Here is a 21,643-nt window from a genome sequence, read left to right as displayed (position 1 = left end):
ACTTAAGACTTACAGCTTAAAGCTATTACTTATAAAACAATTATGCTCGTCACTAGGTAAGCAATGAAGGTTAATGCGCCGCCGAATAGAGCGTATGGCATTTGGGTTTTTACGTGAGTTAATAAATCACACCCTGATGCAATAGCCGATACCGCACTAGTATCTGAGATTGGCGAGCAGTGATCGCCAAACACACCACCACCTAAAATAGCAGCAATGACCAACGAAGGTGGTAAACCTAATGCTTGAATGAGCGGTACACCAATTGGAATAAGTATTGCGAAAGTGCCCCATGAGGTGCCTGTGGTAAATGAAATAACCGCACCTGTAATAAATAGCACTGGCACAACTAAATAAATTGGTAAGAAATCACCTACTAGGCCTGCTACAAACACACCGGTACCTAAGTCTTTTAAGCTTGCGCCTAACGTGAGTGATAGCAATACAATAGACACTAATGGCAGTAACTCACCCATTCCTTTAAAGCCAATATCTACCAGCTTATGGTGTGTAAATTCACGCGAGCTAATCATTAAGAAGTAAGCCACAACACAGGCTAAAATAGTTGCATACAGCACTGATTTAGAACCACTACCGCTGGCAATATCGCCATCGCCAGTCCAGAACATAAAGCCAACCATACTACCAATTAAGGTAATTAGAGGCACAAGCATGTAACGTGCTTTTGAACCTTTCACTTCTTCTGTTAGTTCGGTTTCTTGTTGCTCTAGGTTTTCTTCTGCTTGCTTTAGTGGGCCATGCACCTTGTCAAAGGTAATGGTGTAGAACACGATAAGTAAAGTGATAATGGCGTAAAAGTTATAGCCTATACTGCCCCACAATACCGAAACCGCAGACTCTTCCATTTCGTAGTTGCCAAGAAGGCCCAGTACGTATGCGCCCCATCCATTTAGCAAGATTAAAATACACACAGGTGCGCTGGTACTATCGATAATGTAAGCAAGGCGCGCTCGGCTCATTTTAAATTTATCGAATAAACCACGCGATAAAATTCCCGAGGTTAATACGCTTAAGTTCGATTCAATGAATACCGCAATACCCGAGAACATGGTTAAGTAACCGACTTGGCGCTTACTTTTAGCAACCCCTTTGTTCATCAGCAAATTAACCGTAGCGGCTACACCGCCAGATTCACGAATATAGGCAAGTAAAGCACCGATTAAGATACTAAAAATAAGTATGCGGCTATTACCAGGGGAGCTGGCAACCTCAATGACTCGCTCGATAGTGTTGATAAAGGTGAAAAACAAGGTATTACCTTCACCATTCAGAGCAAGTAAAAACTCAGACGACGCAACCGCGACCAATAACGCCATGATCACTTCTTTGCGCCAAAACACAATTAAGATAGCAATCAAGGGTGGTAAAATTGAATACCAAGACATAAAAACCCTTTTAAATTAAGAACAACATTTTATTTTTATTATGCGAAAACTCGCTAAGCTTAATGGCTTTGCCACCAAACTCAACTTAATTCGACTAGTGATTTAATATACTCTCATAAATCAGCGAGATAATAGAGCCATACTTACCTGTTTCGAAACGCTTGCCGACAAACTGGTAATTTTCTTGTGAACCTTCAATCGGTGTATGACGGGCATTGGTTAATAGCACAATAGCAAGGTCATACTCAGGATCAATAACGGTCACGGTGCCTGTCCAGCCGGTATGACCAAAAGCGCGCGGGCTAGCATAAGGGCCAAAATGCCATTTACGCGCTTGATGCCCCGCTCTACGCCATCCTAAACCATAAGTCTCATCACTTGCTTGGGAGTTTGTGAATTGCTCAAGTACTTGTGGTGTAAAAATTTGCTTGTTGTCGTAGCCACCCCCATTGAGTAACACTTGCATAAGCACGGATAAATCACCGGCGGTACTAAAAAGCCCTGCATGCCCCGCTACGCCACCTAGAGCATAAAATGCCTTTTCATCATGTACTTCACCTTGCAGCACATCGGTTCGAATATTTTCAAACTCGATGCGACCACCTCGGGTATTGCCGTTAATCTCAGTGGCGGCAATTTGCGAAGATAAAAAACCCTTTTGCAATGGGTTATAAACCGTATGCGTTAAACCAAGCGGCTGATAAATTTGGCTTTCTACATAGGTATCGAGCGCCATACCACTAATACGCTCTACCAGTACACCAAGCAACATATAATCGATATCAGAATATAGGTGTTTTACGTTACGACCAGCCACGAAAGGGACACCTGTTAACAGTAGGTTTTTAGTACGCAGGCTGTTTTGAGAAAAAAAGCGCTCACCAAATTTATTGTCTTTACGATGAAAATCAACCACCGCAGGATAACCCGCACTGTGGGTGAGTAAATCTTTTACTAAACGCTGTTCACGGCCGCTGCCTCTAAATTCTGGTAGGTAATAAAACAGCGGTTTTTCTACGTCGAGTTTCCCTTCACTGGCAAGCTTCATCAGCGCAAAGTTAGTGGCAAACATTTTTGAGTTTGAAGCTATATCAAACAAGGTATCGTTTTGCATGGCTTGTGGGCTTGTAAGCTCACTGCCATCAGCATGATACTTTTTAGCCGCGCCATAATGGCTTAGTTTAATCAACTTGCCATCTTTAACAACAGCGAGTACCGCACCCGGAAAGCCCTCTTTAATCTCTTGATTAATTAATTCATCAACGGCACTAAAACGCTTTTGAGTACTGTTTTTATCAAGCGTTGGGTAAGGAAAACGTAAGGTTAAGCTTGCCCCTTCAGGCAATACATTTTCTACTTTATACGTGTTTATGCCATCGCGGGTGCGTTTAGCCAAACTGTATTGATATATTTTTTCGGCTGTTAATGGTGAGGCAATATTAATTTTTTCACCATTTATGAAAATATCAGCACTGGTTGCATCTTGGTTTTCAATGATGATCTCACCGCGACCTTTATAGGCTGTAAATGTGCCTCGGTCGTTAACAAGCGCGCGACTACTTGGATCAAGAGCAGGAATACGCGCTATAACTTGTGCATTGGCCAGTGTTTTTGGCGCTGGCTCAACCGCTTGCTGTTGCTGCTGATATTCTTTAAATAACCGCTCTAGCTTTTTAGGAAAGTATTTATCTAATAATGCAAATAGCACAGCCGCACTTCTTGCATCACTATTACCGCTTACATGCCAAGGTAAAAAGTGCATTTGAAAGGCACTTAGGGCATCGAGCGTTTGCGAATCAAGCTGACCCGTTGCAATCACCTCATAGCCGTAACTGCGTAATGCTTTTTGCATTAATTCAACAGAAGGTTTTGATGCGCTAAATAACTGCCAATATTTATCAACAGTGTCGCTTTCATACCATGCACCGATACCAGCTTTATACAGTTGATACCAAGGAAAACGCGGGCCTGGATCGTTCTTACGGCTTGGAGCAATATCAGAATGGCCAATCACTTGAGTTGGGCCAATATCAGGGTTACGGGCAAGAATATCTTTACTAAGTTTTATTAGTAGCTCTATTTGCTTGGCATCATAGTCTGGAAAAATACATAACTTACTGGCGTCATTTTCCATCGCAAGGTTTGCTTGCTCAGGAATATGACAGGTTGGTACATTAACAATTTCAATACCAATAGAATGATCATTTAAATCTTCGCGGCCTTGCCAAAAACTGCGTCCGGCGTGCCATGCCCTATCTCTTTCATCAACCAGCTGAATAATTTCTAATTCATCTTTTGGATAACTCGGGTCGCCTGATTCAGGTAATAAATAATGTGAACTTAAGCCCCCTTCATCCACGAGCGCACGCATTGATTTTTCGTAATCAATGGCGGTGTAATGCATCACTAAGAATTTAACACGATGGCTGTAGTTAGCTGATTGTGTATAGGTATATGGATTACTGGCACAGCTTACTAATAATGCCGCACTACTTAGATAACACAGCTGTTTAAGTAATGTTTTCAAAGGGGTAAAACTCATAACAGATTCATACCTGATGATTTAAGCGTTGACGATTCTCAGCCATACAGTAGCAACACCCACTTAACATGTAAAATATTTTATTTCACAATCAAAGAATAAAAAGCATACATTATCGCTAAGTTACTAAAAATAGAGCTATCTCAATAATTAGAGTTGTATCTATTATGGAATAAAACTATATTATTCCATCTAAATTAAGAAAAATATTCCAAACTTAGGTCTGCTAAAACAAAAATAAGTCGTCGTGTTAAGCAAACAATGCGCCCAAGCCCTGTGTTTATAATAGAACCATCGCTTTGCGCTTTGACTAAGTTAAGCAAACAAAGTGAGCCCTATGTCTACTTTTGTAAAAATTAAAGCCTTACGCCAATCTCTATCGAGCAGCGAAGCTAAGCTTGCTGACTTTACGTTAAATTCAGCGAATGCCATTCGTAATTTATCATCGGTTGAACTAGCAAAAGTGGTTGGTGTAAGCCAATCAAGTGTGGTGAAGTTTTCGCAAAAGTTAGGTTATAAAGGCTTCCCTGCTTTTAAACTTGCGGTAATTGATGCACTTAACGATGAAAGCAGCGAACCTAAGCTACATGGCAAGATCACTCTGAATGACTCGCTAGAGCAAATCGCCGAAAAACTATTAAGCAGTAAATTGGCGGTGTTAACCGAAACCAAAAACCTCAACGAAGCACCAGCTGTCGAAAAGGCGGTAGAGCTATTAAAATCTGCAAAGCGCATTTTAATTTGTGGTTTAGGTGGCTCAGCACTGGTCGCAAAAGATTTTTCTTATAAATTACAAAAACTCGGTATGCCAGCTATTGCAGAGCCAGATGGCCATGCACAACTTGCGTATGTTGCGACGTTTTCAAAAGGTGATTTGGTTATTGCGATAAGTGAGTCAGGTATGACTCGCGAAATTGCCGAAGTTGTTAAGCAAGCTAAGAAAAACTCAAGCTCGGTGATCTCAGTGACTAAATTTGGTAGTAGCCTTGTTGCTGACTCAGCTGATGTAAAACTTTATTCGGTTGCTGAAGGCGAGTCTGTACGTTTATCGTCAATTTTAGCGCGTACGGCACAAGATTTTGTCATTGATATTTTGTTTATTGCTCTAACACAGTCAAGCCGCCAAGGTCGTAAGTTACTAGAACATTCTAATGAAGTTGTTGGCGAATTTAAGAATAACTAATTTCTTCAATAAGGTTATATAAATACTTTAAAGCAGCTCAGGCTGCTTTTTTTTATGCCTAATTTAGGATGCAGTTTAACAATCCCCTTTCCCCTCTAAACTACCAAACAATTGCGATAAGCGACTGACTTTAAAATCATAATTTCTTACAAAATTGTACTAAGAATAAATTAGCACCCCGTTAAAGCAAGTCATTACTGATCTTTACCTAAAATAGGTTATATATTTTATTCCTAAAAACCAACCTTTAAATGAAAAAATATTCTTGACCAACTTAAATAACACCTGTTTAATATATGGGCAACATAATTTTAAAGTTCATAAGTCTCAATTGGGTAAGTAGTCCAGCAAAGCATATAAATATAAGGACGGGAAACAATGAAACAACATGCATCCACACTCGCAATGAGCTATATAGCAAAAGCGACTAGCAATGCACTTCGCGCAAAGAAAACAGCCTTTACAGGTGTTGTTATGGCCGCGGCGCTAGCCAGCGCGCCAGCCTTTGCAAATCTAACCGGGGGGATCAAAGGTAAGGTATCATCACCAGAAGCACAGCAGTCACTGGCGGGGATCACAGTAACAGCAAAAAGTAATGTGATGCCAAAGCCACGTACCGTTGTTACGCGAGAAGACGGCAGCTATGACTTACCGCAGTTAAAACCGGGTACTTATGAACTGACTTTCACCGATAAAAACGGTGTAACTCAAACTATGACTGTGGATGTTTTACTTGAACAAACTTCGAGCCTAAACGTCACTATGGGTGGTGCTAACGAAAACGTTGAAGTCATCACGGTTACCGGCAGTAAATTATTCCGCCAAGGTAAGTCTGCACTGACTAACTCACTTGGTGAAGAAGCAATCAATAGCGTACCAGTTGGTCAAGATTACCGTGACCTATTAAAACTAGTACCGGGTGTTGAACTATCTGAAAACGCAACGCTAGGCCCATCTGCGGGTGGTTCAGGGGTTGATAACTCGTATGGTTTTGATGGTGTTGATGTATCTCTACCTATGTTTGGTAACCTAGCATCAGAGCCATCAACTCATGACGTTGCTTACGTAACTATGGACCGCGGTGGTGCAAAAGCCGTTGGTTTTAACCGCTCAGGCGGTTTCTCAATCAATACCGTATCAAAATCTGGTACTGACGAATTCCACGGTAATGTTGAATACAAAGTTCAACCTAAGAGTTTAGTGGCAACACCAACAGGCCAAGAAAGCTATGAGCTAGATAAAAGCTGGTTAACAGCAAGCTTAGGCGGCCCGCTTATTGAGGACTCTTTATACTTCTACACTTCTTATTATCGTCCTGAGGAAACTCGTACTAATAAAGATACTGCTTATGGTGAAGTAAAAGACTATAAGAGTGTGCGTGATGAATACTTTGGTAAGTTAACTTGGGCGCCTACTGACGATATTTTACTTAATATTTCACAGCGTACCTCAGAAAAGACCATTGAAGGTCGCTCAGTTGGCGCTTACGAAACAGACAGCGTCTCTGCAGGTGATGTAGCTGACCAAGATATCTTTACCTTAGATGGTTCATGGCTTTTAGGTGATGCAACAACCCTTTCATTCCAGTACAGTAAATTTGAACTTGAGTCTGGTACCACACCTGATACAGAACTATCTGTAGTGCCATCGTTAACGGGTCAACTTGACTTAAGTAACTTAACTGAAATGGGTTACTTCAGTGTACCAAGCTTATTAGATGCTGATGATAACTACACAGCAGAGCAAATAGCTGCGTTTAATGCAGGCGCCGCACCTTTAATTGCACAATACGGTTATACTGAAAACGGCGAAATGCTTGGCGGCGGCGGTGTTGGTGCGTATTACCAATACGATAATATCGACTTTTACCGTGATAGCTTTGAATTAAACCTAGAGCATGAATTTAGCTGGGGCGATACTTACCATACGTTACATGTAGGTGGTGAATGGAAAGAAAGCAAAGAAGTACTGTCTCGCCTTTCAAACGGTTGGGGTAGAATCTCTTATGTTGGCGGCCTCGATGAAAGCTTAGAAGAAGGCAGCTCTGCCCCGGTTATTTACCGTGCTCGCGTACAACAAATGAGCTTGGTTGCTGGTGAAGACGCCGTTTCTGCTATCAACTCAGAAATGGAAACACTGAATTTCGAAATCAACGATACCATTGAAGTAGGTGATTGGACTTACAATGTGGGTGTACTCGTAAGCCGCGATACTTGGTATGGCCAAGGTCTTAAATCGGCATCTGGCACGCTTTCTGGTTATGAGTTAGCACCAGGCGAAAAATACAAAATGTACCAAACAGATTGGTCAGATATGATCCAACCGCGTTTAGGTGTGAATTGGAATTATGCAGATCAAGACTCAGTATTTGCAAACTTCTCAATGTATAACCCTGAAGCAAGCTCATTAGCGCGTGCTGCATCTTGGGACCGTAATACCCGTGCCGAAATCGAAGTTGAATTTGATGAAGCGGGTAACGTAATTTACGCAGAGCCACGTCAAGGCTCATCAGGTAAAGTATTTGCTGATGATTTAACACCTCGTCAAATCAAAGAATTTACACTTGGTACCACTAAATATGTGGGTTCTGATTTAGTATTACGTGCTCATGTTCGTCACCGTAAGGCATCGCATTTCTGGGAAGATATGCCAAACAATGCGCGTTTAACTGACTACTCTGGCGTTGATGCTGATGGCGTACCACAGCATATTGCAGATAAAGGTTTATATGTAGATAACCTAGATGAAATCCGTGATGAAATTGGTGGTTCTTCTTATGTTATTGCCGAAGTAGATGGCGGAGAAACCAAGTACTGGGAAGCTAGCATCGAAGCTGAATACCTAGGTGAAAACAGCTACATCAATGCCTCTTATGTTTGGAGCCATTACTACGGTAACTTCGACCAAGATAACACTACCGCAACAACAGATGCTAATACCTTCATTGGTTCATCAAACTATGGCGATGGCCGTGGTCGTTACCCTTGGGATTACAAATACGGTACATTATCAGGTGATAAGCCACATAAAGTAAAAGTCTATGGTTACTACACTGTGCCATGGGATGCGAACATCGGTGCATACTTTGTATTCCAGTCGGGTAAACCTTGGGAAGCATGGGATGGTTCAATCTACGGTTACTCAAGTGGTACCACACGTTACAGCGAGCCTGCGGGTAGCCGTCGTAGCCCAAGCCACTGGCAACTTGACTTAAACTACACCCAAGACTTTAAATTCTCAGGTGACATGGAACTACAATTCCGCGCTGATATCTTCAACGTATTTGACCGTCAAACAGGTTATAACAATAACCCTTATGTCTCGTCAGAAACCTTTGGTGAGTATCGCAACTACTACAGCCCACGTCGAGTGCAGCTGTCGTTTAACTTCAAGTTCTAAGTTTATCAATCCTGTTGGGGGCCGCTATTGCGGCCCTTTTTTATGCCTTAAAAACAGTAAAAGCTTAAATTGTACAAAATGCTTTTGCGGCATCCATATTACTCGCTTCTTTCATAAAGTAGTCGAGTTGCACAGTTCGAATAATCGCTCTCGATTTGCTGTTACTTTCCCTTGCCTGCCAGTGCCAAGTTTTAAGCGACTCTCGCGACACATCGATAAATAGTCCTTCTGGGAAGCTCTCTACAAAACGGATATCGGTGGTATTACCTTGTTTATCAATAGTAATAATAAAGCGCGCACAGCCCGTCTGCTTAGATATTAAAGCTGCTTTAGGGTAACTGGGCTTTGTTGCATGTTTAAGTGTCCACAGCTGCTCTGCTGCGTTTTTATCATCACGAAGATCGAGTACATCGGTTGAGTTAGTTGTTGTAGTGTTTGGGAGTTGTGAACAGCCAGCGAGTAATGCAAATACGGCAATTAAATGAACTTTCATGCTATATCCTTACAAATCAAGTTCATGAATATAACATAGCTTTTTATAGGCATAAAAAAACGAGGCAAGTGCCTCGTTCTTATTCAACAAGTTAACTAGTTATTATTGATACAGCAAATACGGGGAGCGCTTGCGTTTAAAAGCACTTAAGTCGGCTTGCCAGCTTTGCTTTATTTGCTGCTCAGTTTGGCCTGCTTCAATGGCTAAACGCAATTTATCAGTCCCTGCAAGTTTATCCATAAAATCAGCGCGTTCAAAAAACGTTTGCTCATTCGCACTTAGCTTTTGATAAACCGAAATAAACAAGCTTAAATCTAGGCCATGAATATCAGCATCTCGTAAGTCTTGACCAAATACTTCGACCCCTTTGAATTTAGGGTGCATTGAAGCGCCTTTAATCGCCCTAGGCGTAAAACTAAATTCGCCCAGTTTAACTGGCGAGTAACCGACAACTTGAAACGGAAAATCAGTACCGCGGCCAATAGTCACAGGCGTAGCTTCAAAGAAACACAAAGATGGATAAAGCGCAATTGATTGGGCATTTGGTAAGTTAGGACTTGGCTTTATTGGTAGCTCATAAGCCATAGTGCGGTCATAATTCACAACAGGCACGACACTCAGCTTAAGCTTATCAGCGTCATTTATCCAACCTTCACCTTTGATCATCTGAGCAAGCTCAGCCACTGTCAAACCGTGTAAAACAGGTATTTCGTGCATACCAACAAATGAGCGAAATTTTGGGTCAAGGATAGGCCCATCCATATAAGCTATATTCGGGTTTGGTCTATCGAGTACCACAACCTCTTTACCATTTTCAGCGGCAGCTTCCATCACGTAGTGCATTGAGCTGATATAAGTGTAAAAACGAACACCAACATCTTGAATATCAAAAATAATGACGTCTAAATCAGCAAGCATCTCAGGGCTTGGCTTTTTATTACTGCCATAAATCGACACAACATCAATGCCGGTTTTAGCATCTACTGTGCTTTTAACGTGAGCTCCAGCGTCATGATCACCGCGAAAACCATGCTCTGGGGCAAATATTTTGCTAACCACAACGCCTTTATCAAGTAATGCATCAACCAAATGTTGGCCATTCACCACTGATGTTTGATTAACGACCAAGCCAACACGCTTCCCAGTTAATGCAGGTACATAAGCTTGAAAATTGGCTGCGCCAACCTGTAAAGGCTGTGCATTTTTAGGCACATTTTCAGGCGCTTCTTGGCAACCTAAAAGCGCAAAACAACTGACGAGTAAAACAGCTAAAAAACGCATTATTCTTCAACCGCCTTACGTAAAAAGCCACCCGCTTTTGACAATAACTGTTTTGCTTCAGGAGCTGGTTTTCCGGTTAACACAATTAAAATAGCCAGTTTTGCGCTTTGCTCTGCTTGCTTTAATGCATCCACTGCTTGCTGCTGTGTACAATCTGTTGCTTGCATCACAATACGAATAGCACGAGCGTGCAGCTTTTCGTTACTAGCATTCACATCAACCATCAGGTTTTTATACACCTTGCCTGTGCGGATCATGCTGGCTGTACTTAGCATATTCAGTACGAGTTTCTGTGCAGTGCCCGATTTCATACGTGTAGAGCCAGTCACAGCTTCAGCACCCACCACGGGGCAAATACCAATTTGTGGCAAACGCATCACCGCTGAATCAGGGTTACAAGTGACACCCACAGTGACACAACCAAGTGATTTAGCGTATTCAATTGCCGAGCAAACATACGGTGTACGACCACTGGCGGCAATACCAACCACGACATCTTTACTGGTTAAATTGGCATTTTTTAAGTCTTCAATAGCAAACGTGGTACTATCTTCAGCGCCTTCTACGGCTTTTTTAACCGCGGTGTCACCACCAGCAATAATACCGAGCACCTGTTGATCGCTTACGCTGTAAGTAGGCGCACATTCAACCGCATCCAAAATACCCAAACGACCACTGGTGCCAGCACCAATGTATATTAACCTGCCACCTTGTTGAAATGCTTCTACCACATGATCGACAGCTTCACTAATTTGTGGGATCACAAGCTTCACGGCACCCGCTACTTTGTGATCTTCATTATTGATTTTAGTGAGGATCTCAGTGGAGCTGAGCAGATCGATATCCAAAGTGTCTGGGTTTTGTCCTTCAGAGACAATACCGTTTAACTCTTCGAGTAACTCACGTTGTTGCTTAAAGACGTGCTCAGGGCTCATTGGGTTGTCCTTTTTCAATAATGTCATGGTAATGCTTTGCCGCTAAAATGGCGGCACCAGTTAATGAATCTCCCTTACAAGGAGATAATTCGTTTTGTAAGGCAAGTGGCAATAACGGTTGGCTGACTTTCGCCAAACCACCAATTAAAATCACCGGTAACGGCGAGTTACCTCGGCTTTTATTTATTAACCGAACCACCGATTGGGTGTGCTCCGTTAATACCTCTTTTGCCGCCTCACAGTCGTTTTGTAAGCTAAACACCAACGGGCTAAATGCAGCATAATCCGCGGGTTTTGCTTGTTTAAGCCAACTACTAATTGTTTGACGAGTGCATCCTAGCTGCTCACTCAAACGAATCGTTAATCGGCTTTTTGGTAAATCATAAATATCTATATCGTTTAATAATTGCTGCACAGCCATCAGGCCTATACGTCCGCCACCGCCAAAATCATCAACGGTAAAACCCCAGCCACTCACCAACTTAGTTTGCTTTTGGGCGTTTAATCGTGCGCCAACAGCACCGGTGCCAAGGGCAATAACCACACATGGGTCACCAAGATTAGCACCATATAATGACGTAATTGCATCACTGGTAATTTGCAAACTGGCAAATTCTATTTCGTACACCAGCTTGAGCATCACTGTTAATTGCTCTGCAAGGCTCTGCGATGAGCCACCAGCAACACCCATAACGGTGACAATTTCACTTGGATCTGCGCCACTTTGCTGGCAAACATCACGGGTTACTTTAACAATGTTTTCTAACGCTAAATCAAGATCATTCGAAATTGATGCCGAACCCGCTTGGGCACGAAAAGTCGCGCCACTTGCCTGCTCTTTTAGCTCTGCTAACACTTTGGTGCCGCCACCATCGATGGCTAAAACATAGCGTACGGCCATTTACGCACTCTTCTCGTCTGCCGCTTTACCAAGGCAACACACCAATGTCGCAAGCAAAGTGCCAATGCACAGCTGCCAAGTAAAGCCTAAGTAAAAACGCATTGATTCGGGTAGTAGCCAGTCAATCATGTACGGCTGCATTAATAAGGTCACCATAAAGCCCGCTATTAGCGCAGCTAACACTGAGCCTTCACTGCCTCGTTTGGTGAACAAGGTCGTAAAATACACACCTAACAAGCCGCTGTACGAAAACACCATGACACTTAGCGCAAATTTTAATAATGGCATATCACTGTATTGCTGCCAGAAATAACAAAGAATAGCCATCAGCGCTAAGGCAAGGCTAACCAGTGCCATCCCTACACGACCCGCTTTTACAAAGTGATGATCGCTTACTTGCTTGTTATGTTTTTCTAAATACGGGCGATAAATATCTTGTACGATGACTGAAGACATCGAACTAAGCCCAGAGTTCAAAGTAGAAATAGCCGCAGCAATAATACCCACGCTGACTAAACCTTTAACCCCGGCTGGTACTTCGTTTAATACGTAGTACATAAAGATAGTGATTTTTTCGCCATTAAATTCTTGTACAACCGTTTGCCCAGCTTCGTTATTCATTAATGCAGGTTGCTGATAAACAATATAAAGCAGCAAACCAATAAAGATAAAAATAGCCATAACCGGGATCACCATCACTACCGATAGTAATAACGCTTTACTGCCTTCTTTTGGACTTTTACAAGTTAATAAGCGCTGCGTCATATCTTGGTCTAAACCAAATGCGGCGATATTTAATAGCACAAACCCCGTTAACACAGAGGCCATGTTAAACACCCCTGACGGGCCAAAGTCTAAATCAAATTTAAACAGCGCAAGTTTTGAGTCTGCACCAGGACTTGGCTCACTCAAAGTTGCAATTATGGTTGAGAAATCAGCCGGAATAACATTCAGCAAGCACCAAATAACCGCAATAGCTGCACTCACATAAACGATACTTTGCAGTACATCAGAATAAATAACGCTGCGAATGCCACCCAAAAAGGTATAAAGCAGACCTGCAAGCGCCAGTACTAAAGTTGCGATAACCACACTATCTGCATCGATATTGCCATATAGAATCATCGCCACAGCAATCGCTGCCATATACAAACGGGCGCCACTGGCAAACACACGGCCAAATAAATACATCAAGCCACTACGGCGCTTAGCTTTTGGTCCGATACGTTTTTCAAGCAGTTCGTAAACGGTATACACTTTTTGCTGGTAAAACTTTGGAATTAAAAACGCCGATACAATAAATGCCGCAATAAACGCACCGATATTGGTCGCAATATATGAAAAATCACCTTGATAGCCTTGATCAGGCCCACCAATAAACGTTGCCGCAGATTGCGAAGTAGCTAAAACAGAAATAGCCACCATCCAAGTTGGCATGCTATTTCCGCCTAGAAAAAAATCTTGGCTTGAGTTAGCGCGTTTGCGATTAAACCACCAGCCACTTAGCAATAAAATTGCACCGTAACTTGCGAATACGAGCCAATCGAGAAAAGCGTAATTTGCACTCATTTATTATCCTAACCCAAACCTTGATGGAATATATTATTCCACCATTATGACAAAATTAAAATACTTTTATTTTATTATTTTTATTTAGCTAAGTTAGGTAATTGCCACTGACTTTGCTTTTGTTGATATTGCGCTTTGGTCAAGCTGACTAATAACGGTTTTTTACGCTCATCTAACCAAGCAAGTAACGCATCCATATCGCTTTCTGTCATTGCTGTACAACCTGCTGTTGGCTTACTTGGTGCCCGCCATAAATGCATAAAGATACAACTGCCCGCACCATTGATATTGCTTGGGTTATGCTTAACAACAATGCCTTTTTTATAAAGGTTATCTTGACTGTAAATATCACGACGCATCCATTCTGAAGAGTCTTTTACGGCGTCTTCACCTACTTGTGCTTTATCAACCAACTGGTTGTAAAACGGTGAGCCTTTCACATCAATACAATAATCATTTGCTGTCATTGCTTGATAACTGAGGTTCGTTTGCAATGAATCTAAATAACCAAATGCAGTACCAAGCTCAAAAATACCCGCAGGTGCTTTACCATCGCCTTCTTGTTTTTGCTGACCGGGTTGTGCAGGATGCAGCCCCACTCCCCACGCAAGGCCAGTACGACCCAGTACCACCGCGTGTTGCTGGCCTTGTTGTTGCCAGCTACCAGCGGTTTTTTCAAAGCGATAAAGAGTGGCATCAATGGCATCACTGTCATTGGCTACCACCACGACGAGCTGCTGATGACTGTTATCAATAATAGGTGTAGGTGATTCTTTGCTGGCACAAGCCGATAAACTCATAACTGCAATAAGACTGACTAGTTTTTTCATGCTGGCCATACTCCGTTTGTAATTAGTTCAAGCCCCGTTATTGATTCAATGCCAAGACCAGGGGCATCCGATAAGCGTATTTGTGGGCCGCTAAATTCAACGCCCCCTTGAACTGGGTCATACTGACCAAGGGCTGGGCCATCTAAATCGATTTTACTGATTTGCTGCGCTTTGGCAGAGGCTAAATGTGCAGCACCAGCAACGGCAATACTGCCCTCTAGCATACAACCTATCATACACTCTGCTTGGTATTGGGCTGTGATATTAGCAATCTCAATTGCTCGGCTTAAACCGCCCGTTTTCATTAATTTAATATTGATAATATCAACTGCGCCAAGCTCTAAAAGTTGTATTACTTGCTTCGGTGAAAAGGCGCTTTCATCAGCCATAATCGGGGTGTTCACTCGCTCAGTAATATATTTGAGACCTTGAATATCGCTGCTTTTTACTGGCTGCTCAACCAACTCTAATACCACGCCTGCTTGCTCAAGTTGCTGTAGTGCAAACACAGTTTGTTTTGCATTCCAGCCTTGGTTTACATCTAAACGCAGCTGCGCCTTAGCGGCAAACCCTGCATGGATTGCTTTTACTCGTTCAATATCTTGATTAAGGTTATTGCCGATTTTTATTTTTAATACATCAAAACCTTGCTCAACCGCTCGCTGACAATCACTGAGCATTTTATCTATGTTATCGACACTTATGGTGATATCGGTTTTCAGCGCTGACTTACCACCGCCAAGTAACTTATATAAAGGCGCTTTATAGAGCTTGCCCCACAAGTCGTAAACCGCCAACTCTAAAGCCGCTTTTGCACTACTGTTACCAACCACCGTTGATTGAATAATGTGGGTAAGCTGATTGATGTTTTCGATTTCTTGCCCCACTAATTTAGGGGCAATAAACTGCTGAATGACCGCTATCATTCCTTGATGAGTATCGCCTGTAATAACCGGAGTTGAGGCCGCAGAGCCATAGCCAATTTGGCCACATTCGGTGTCGATTAAAACCACTAAATCCTCAATAAAACTGACTTCTCTTAGTGCTGTTTTAAATGGGGTAACTAATGGCACTTTGAGCTTTGCAAAGCGAACAGCTTTAATTTTCATATTGGCCTCTAGCGAATACGCTTAATGTTATAAACACGGTCTAAGTAGCTGGTTTCTTGAGATAATCTAAGTGGTAATAATGGCGTGACCGACACCCCATTCAAGGCACTATTATAAAAACTACCATCGCCTTTGTTATAACCTAAGCCTTTAACGTCATGAATAACATAAGGCTCACCATGATGCTCCCCTAGGTACATCATTACATGACCCGGAATATAAATTAGATCGCCAATCGCCATGTTTTTAACCGATGGCAACTTATCATCTGCCGCAGTATTTTTATCAAAGCGATTATTTTGCCCGTATTCACTACTACCTTGCTGTCCTGAATTACGAGGCATTAGTAGGCCAAAGCTCTTATAAATTTCACCAACAAACCCAGTGCAGTCACGACCATTATAATCATGACCCCAACCATAACGCTCACCTAAAAACTTAAAGCCTTGTTTAATCAGATTCTGTTCGTTGTAGTCTAGGTAGCCTAAATTTACATCGGCAGTTTTACTAATCATCGCCGGTTTAATAACAAGTTTGCCTTGCTCATCGCGGGTTGGTAACTGTACAACATGGCTAGCATAGCTGTTTTGACCATTTAGCAAATAAGGTACTTGCTCACTATCAACCAATGGTAAGCGTACTCCCATATCGAGCTGAACTTCTGAGAGGCCTTCATCATTTGGCACATAAGCAGTATTTACTTTTGCACCGGTTACAACCAAGAAGTCATCTTGTTCACGATAGGCTTTTATTTTATCTGCATCAGCAAAGGCAAGATCTTCTGCAGGCGTCCACGCTAGGTAGTTGTAAGCACGTACTAACAACCATTTTTTATCTGCGCTTTGATGCAATACAGCAACCGCTTCGCCCGGAAACATTCCGCTTTCTTGAAAGCGATCTAAGTCTTGATCAAGGCCGCTATTTAAAACCCGATCCCAAGTTGGAAAAGTACGTAATGCAGTGCGCTTAATGACTACAGCAAAACGTACCTCATTGTTATCTACGACCTTGTTAAGGTTTAAGTTTTCCTGATATTTGGCAAAGTCTTTCGCGGTAAGTTGGCGGCCATCGGTAAAAAAGCGCGGGCTTTTTGGAATTGAACTTGCTGAATGAATGGCGCTTGTTAACTCGTCTTTACTGAGCGATTTTTGAAATGACAGAGGATCAACAATGTATTTATTATCTTTTACTAGTTTCTCGTTGAAGGCCGCAATTTGCGCCTCTGTCATGATCACTTTTGCCGATGCACCTTGTGCTAGCCAGTAGCTGGGCGATAGCTGTGACTGCGTGACCCCGATAACATCTGATTGCCAACCCTCAGCATGCATAGGTGCACTAAAAGCAACACCTAAAGTAATTGATAAAGCGATAATTGAACGACGCATAGCTGTACCTTAATTCTTATTGAACGCGTTAATCTAATAATTTTGTAAAAGCATGCTGCAACTTTTGCTGCATTTGCTTACCGACTATTGGCAAATTGGCTTCGTCGGCCCCCGAAGTTGATTGCTGCACACTAAAAGTAAACTCACGGCCACCTTGGTAATTGCCTAAACACACATGTGCCAACATTACGGTTTCTGTGGTGGAGCGCGTTTCACTTGGCCCCCAACCAATTTTTTGCCAAACACGCCACTGCCCATTCGTTGCGCTATCGAGCACTTCTTTTGCAGAGCGACTATCATTTGGCGCAATAACATTTGCCAATGCATTTGTAACGATATGACTGATACCTACCATCATACCGCCAACTTGAGCATGTTCATCTGTATGACCTGTGCCGTTAAGTAGCACATCAACATCACTTGCTTGTAAATAAGGCATTTGCGTACTTGGTTCACGCCGATGACTAACCAGACGTTTTAACCATTCCGCTTGAGCAAGTGTGGTCATTGCTTTGTTGCCCGTTAAACCACAACTCTCACAACGATACCCTAAATAGCCAGGATCATCACTGCTTGCTTTGAACCGAGCTATCTTTGCATCAAGCTCATTATTGGCAGGGTTATGCCAGTATTCGTCTGATGGCATAAACTGCTCTGAGCCATATGCGCCGTTAAATAACAAACGCTCATCCTGCAGTTTTAGCCAGCCGTCATTAAAAAGCCCACGTAAATATTCGCGCCCTGCCACATTGACAAAATAACTGGCTATCGCATTTGAGTTACCATCGGCTTTGCCAAATGCTTCGTAACTATTAATACTGCTGATCAAATCGGCGAGTGCAGTATCCCCGGCAAAAGATGCAGCACCAAGCTCTGGATGGGTTTGCCTTACTTTTGACAGCGTACCGCTAAACGCTTGAATTTTTGATGAACTCCAAGGTTCATACAACTCATTGTGGCTGCCGTCACTTAAATACCGGTAAGCTAATTGCCCTGCTTGAACTTGATAATCAATTAGGAGTAGCTTGCCCGGTTGCTCTGGGGCTAAAAAATACTGCCAATCGGCCGCAACTCTGTTTTGCCAACCCGCCTGCTGGTAATTAACCTCAGCCGCTGATTTATAACCTTGCAGGTTGCTTTCATTTTCGAGTGATAAACAGCCGCTATTAGATAAGTCTTTTGGCAAAATAGCGGGTGCTAACATTACTTGCTCAAAGTATTGTTGGTCGGTTAATGGGGCTTTTTCTGTGTTGGCTTCACAACCAGTCAAAAGCATCAAGCCGCAACTTATAGCCAGCCGTTTTTGATATGCACCTTTCGCATACATAAAATAAAATTCCCACTTGTTATTATTTTTGGAATATTTTATTAAATCTAACACAAATTGACCGTGAAGCAAATTAACTCGGTTTTAATGCGTAAAGGATTTATAACAGTGAGGATTTAGGCAAAGTTGAGTGTGAAACTACACTCAACTTATAAAGAGATTACAGAACTTGCTCAGTGTATTTTTGTAAGTCAGTGATCAAATCACGATATAGCGTTGAGCTTTTATCCTTAATGCGGTCGAGAAAGAAATCGTCAGCAATACGGGTGATTTTTTGACGCTTCTTTTTATCGCTTAATTTGCTTTGCGCAACATCCATCAGCTCGGCTATTTTCTCACGTTCATAGCCGTTTAAAGAGGGATCTGTGCTGATATCTTTTAGCATGATTAATGAGTCTATTGTTGAGCCATTTAGGGTTACCGTTAACGCTTTTGCTAAGCTTGGTAACCAGGGTTTTTCAATCTGCTCACCAATCACATAAAACATGTTTTGTGCTGTTGCTAGGTCACCATCACGTACTGCAACACTGCCAATAATGAGATAAGAAATAAGCTGCTCTTTTGGATAGCTCTGGCTCACTGTCGCAAACAAAGGATCGGTGCGAATGAAGTCAGCTTTTTGTTTAGCCATTTTACGCCAGCCTTTGTTATAAAAAGCTAAAGACTGAGCACTGTATGCTAAATATTTGCCCCGCATATCAGTCGCTTTAGCAAGCGCTAAGTCGCTTTCTGCAATTGCAAAATCTTTACTTACACCAAGGCTCAAAATGTAGCTCATCATGGCATGAGTCAGTGTTGGCTCAATAGGACCTATTTGCTCTAACTGTTCTTTTTGCAGTTTGTTATAACCATAAGCAATGGTATCGACACTGGAATTCGACACTCCCTTGTACGTTTCATAACTAAAACTATCTTGTAGATCAGCATATTGTTGTTGCTCAGTCTTTGTTGATTTGCAACCACTTAGTAAAGCGACACAAAACAGCGAGCACGCTGCTAATTTAACAAAAGGGATGCTATTTAAAGCGGTCATCAATAATTCCTTTTTCTACTTCTATGGCATCATGTGCCAAACCTTGGTATATCGGGCTATGGATTCTACTTAACGAGAATATAATATTGCTGTCATCGACAACGCTTATTGCATGCTCAGATGCATTGATTTGCACACCAGCACCATCAAATCGGCTTTCATTCAGTTTTACACCTTGTTGTGCCGTAATAGTGACATTGGTTAGTTCAACCACAGAACGCTTAATATTTAAAGCGAGTTTAGCCCCTGATAAGCTTACACTTTCTAATCTCACTAAAGAATCTTTAATACGGATAGATTCAGCAACCACATTTTTAAGTAACACATTATTACAGTCTTCAATGATCATATGACGGTAATGGCCTGAAAACTCGCGGCTGTGCTGATCTTCACAATGAAATGTCTCGATTTGTTTATCAGAAACTTCTGCACTGGCTGCTTTTTTAACTTCCCCAGTTAATGCACGATTTAATAAAGCTAAAAACTGGCTGGGCTGTTGCTTCATTGGCACATGGCCCACATCAGACAAAGTAGCTAAATCACTATTGATTAGCTGGCTGTTCAATACTTTTGCAGTTCGTAATGGAGCTACCGCATCTTCTTCACCCCAAATAATATGTGTTTCTATTTTCAGATTGCTGACAATCTCGCTAAAGTCTTCTTCAACTAAACTCAGCGCTGCATTCATATTTGGTGTTTCACCCATTACTAGCTTCCACGCACCATCACTACGCTGCAATAACTCTGTCAGGTATGAATCAATCGCCCCTTCTTCAATGAGTCCGGTTGTAAAATCATTGAGCTGAGCTAACTTAGTTGAGAGAAATTTAGGTAGCTTAGTATTAGGCTTAGGTACGTTGGAGATAGGCTTTATAAATGCCACTTTATGTAAGATACCCGCTGCGTCGACTAGCACCAGTTTATTGAGTTTATCCGGGTATTTGCCAGCAAAATACAGGCTGACCGCGCCCCCCATCGAATGACCCACAACCGTGGTTGGTTCAGCAATATAGAGATCGACAACTTCTGCCAGAACAGCAGCATAATTGCGAGGAGAGTAACGCCCTTCGGGGCTTTCTGAGTGAGAAAAACCAGGTAAATCAATCGCAATAACATGATAATGCTTAGTGAGTTCAGGGATAACCCCAAACCAATCTTGCATACCTAATACGCCTAAACCATGCACGAGCAGCAAAGGCGGCGCCATTTTATCACCGGCCTCTAAGACCAAAATTGATGAATTAAATACGGACTCTTGGTAAGTACTAAACAACCAATCTGCTTTAATAGGAGATTCAAATTTGAGTGCTTGGATTTGTTGTTGGTTTAATGGTGTTGATTGCGATACAACTGGCTCGCTTTGCGCTGCAAACGAACCAAGCAAAATGCAATAAAAAAAGAATAAGTGAAATAGACGCAAGGGATATTGGTTTAATTATTATTGTATTAGCGAGATTGTACCCTTTGTCGGTTAAATGTAAATAATGCATGAGCATGAACCTAACATTGAGAAATGCTTATTCTGGGATAGATAGCAAGATGTGAGAGGTGTAGATCATCATTCATGGCGACTACATCTTGATTCGCGCGAAACAAGTTTCACGCCTACGGGGTGCATTTTTTGTATTTTGAGTTTGGGGTTTAATTTGTGGAGTGGAAGTGAGGTGTTCGCGACTAAAGTCGCTCCTACCCTGTAGGTCGTCATTTATGGCGACATCATCGTGATACGCGCGAAACAAGTTTCACGCCTACGGGGTGCATTTTTTGTATTTTGAGTTGGGGGTTTTATTTGTGGAGTGGAAGTGAGGTGTTCGCGACTGAAGTCGCTCCTACCTGTAGGTTGTCATTTATGGCGACAGCATCATGATACGCGCGAAACAAGCTTCACACCTACAGGATGCATTTTTTATATTTTGAGTTGGGTTTTAATTTGTGGTGTGGAAGCATGATGTTCGCGACTAAAGTCGCTCCTACCCTGTAGGTCGTCATTTATGGCGACAGCATCTTGATACGCCTGAAACACGTTTCACGCGTACGGGGTGCATTTTTTGTATTTTGAGTTTGGGGTTTAATTTGTGGCGTGGAAGTGAGTTGTTCGCGACTGAAGTCGCTCCTACGCGAATTGCGGGCAAAAAAAAACCGACTTCCGTCGGTTTATGTCACTTTCAAAGAGAAAGTGGCGGACGCGGGAGGATTCGAACCTCCGACCGCCTGGTTCGTAGCCAGGTACTCTATCCAGCTGAGCTACGC

At 42.3% G+C, this 21,643-nt stretch carries 15 protein-coding genes; 2 read left to right on the top strand and 13 right to left on the bottom strand.

Annotated elements, in window-relative coordinates; translation table 11 throughout:
* Positions 1 to 29: 29 nt before the first annotated feature.
* On the bottom strand, positions 30 to 1,406 hold the full coding sequence (locus tag EXT43_RS05940; protein WP_054560796.1) for a Na+/H+ antiporter NhaC family protein: 1,377 nt from the start codon (positions 1,404 to 1,406) through the stop codon (positions 30 to 32).
* 94 nt (positions 1,407 to 1,500) lie between these two features.
* Positions 1,501 to 3,948 (bottom strand): penicillin binding protein PBP4B, encoded by a 2,448-nt coding sequence (gene pbp4b, locus EXT43_RS05935; protein WP_130166567.1) that lies wholly within the window; start codon positions 3,946 to 3,948, stop codon positions 1,501 to 1,503.
* A 337-nt stretch (positions 3,949 to 4,285) separates the two neighbouring features.
* Between pbp4b and EXT43_RS05930 the strand changes: the two genes are divergently transcribed.
* Positions 4,286 to 5,131: an SIS domain-containing protein gene (locus EXT43_RS05930; protein ID WP_054560797.1), complete on the top strand. Its 846-nt coding sequence runs from the start codon at positions 4,286 to 4,288 to the stop codon at positions 5,129 to 5,131.
* 378 nt (positions 5,132 to 5,509) lie between these two features.
* Positions 5,510 to 8,530: a carboxypeptidase regulatory-like domain-containing protein gene (locus EXT43_RS05925; RefSeq protein WP_130166566.1), complete on the top strand. Its 3,021-nt coding sequence runs from the start codon at positions 5,510 to 5,512 to the stop codon at positions 8,528 to 8,530.
* Positions 8,531 to 8,594: 64 nt separating this feature from the next.
* Here EXT43_RS05925 and EXT43_RS05920 read toward each other — a convergent pair whose 3' ends face one another.
* The 11 genes from EXT43_RS05920 to EXT43_RS05870 all read right to left on the bottom strand — a co-directional run bounded on the left by EXT43_RS05920 (position 8,595) and on the right by EXT43_RS05870 (position 20,813).
* Positions 8,595 to 9,023, bottom strand: a complete 429-nt coding sequence (locus EXT43_RS05920) for an energy transducer TonB (RefSeq protein ID WP_062564910.1) — start codon at positions 9,021 to 9,023, stop codon at positions 8,595 to 8,597.
* 102 nt (positions 9,024 to 9,125) lie between these two features.
* A complete protein-coding gene (locus EXT43_RS05915) occupies positions 9,126 to 10,304 on the bottom strand; it encodes a DUF1343 domain-containing protein (RefSeq protein WP_130166565.1) in 1,179 nt (392 codons plus the stop codon).
* Positions 10,304 to 11,239: an N-acetylmuramic acid 6-phosphate etherase gene (gene murQ / locus EXT43_RS05910; protein WP_105174798.1), complete on the bottom strand. Its 936-nt coding sequence runs from the start codon at positions 11,237 to 11,239 to the stop codon at positions 10,304 to 10,306. The genes EXT43_RS05915 and murQ overlap by 1 nt, the downstream gene beginning before the upstream one ends.
* A complete protein-coding gene (locus EXT43_RS05905) occupies positions 11,229 to 12,140 on the bottom strand; it encodes a BadF/BadG/BcrA/BcrD ATPase family protein (RefSeq protein ID WP_130166564.1) in 912 nt (303 codons plus the stop codon). Before EXT43_RS05905 ends, murQ begins: the two co-directional genes overlap by 11 nt.
* Complete coding sequence (locus EXT43_RS05900; RefSeq protein ID WP_130166563.1) at positions 12,141 to 13,709, bottom strand: sodium:solute symporter; 1,569 nt, start codon at positions 13,707 to 13,709, stop codon at positions 12,141 to 12,143.
* 80 nt (positions 13,710 to 13,789) lie between these two features.
* Positions 13,790 to 14,539: a L,D-transpeptidase family protein gene (locus EXT43_RS05895; protein ID WP_130166562.1), complete on the bottom strand. Its 750-nt coding sequence runs from the start codon at positions 14,537 to 14,539 to the stop codon at positions 13,790 to 13,792.
* A complete protein-coding gene (locus tag EXT43_RS05890) occupies positions 14,536 to 15,648 on the bottom strand; it encodes a dipeptide epimerase (protein ID WP_130166561.1) in 1,113 nt (370 codons plus the stop codon). The genes EXT43_RS05895 and EXT43_RS05890 overlap by 4 nt, the downstream gene beginning before the upstream one ends.
* An 8-nt stretch (positions 15,649 to 15,656) precedes the next feature.
* Entirely contained in the window at positions 15,657 to 17,033 is a 1,377-nt protein-coding gene (locus tag EXT43_RS05885) for an SH3 domain-containing protein (RefSeq protein WP_130166560.1), read from the bottom strand.
* A gap of 28 nt (positions 17,034 to 17,061) precedes the next feature.
* Positions 17,062 to 18,312, bottom strand: a complete 1,251-nt coding sequence (locus EXT43_RS20815) for a hypothetical protein (protein WP_240701473.1) — start codon at positions 18,310 to 18,312, stop codon at positions 17,062 to 17,064.
* A 208-nt stretch (positions 18,313 to 18,520) separates the two neighbouring features.
* The gene (locus EXT43_RS05875) at positions 18,521 to 19,393 is read right to left on the bottom strand and encodes a hypothetical protein (protein ID WP_130166559.1); all 873 of its coding nucleotides are present in this window, start codon (positions 19,391 to 19,393) and stop codon (positions 18,521 to 18,523) included.
* Positions 19,377 to 20,813: an alpha/beta hydrolase gene (locus EXT43_RS05870; protein WP_130166558.1), complete on the bottom strand. Its 1,437-nt coding sequence runs from the start codon at positions 20,811 to 20,813 to the stop codon at positions 19,377 to 19,379. Before EXT43_RS05870 ends, EXT43_RS05875 begins: the two co-directional genes overlap by 17 nt.
* Between the last annotated feature and the right edge of the window lie 830 nt (positions 20,814 to 21,643).

Source organism: Pseudoalteromonas sp. CO109Y (genome assembly GCF_004208935.1).
Taxonomy (GTDB): domain Bacteria; phylum Pseudomonadota; class Gammaproteobacteria; order Enterobacterales; family Alteromonadaceae; genus Pseudoalteromonas; species Pseudoalteromonas shioyasakiensis.
This window is presented reverse-complemented; position numbering and strand designations above follow the sequence as displayed.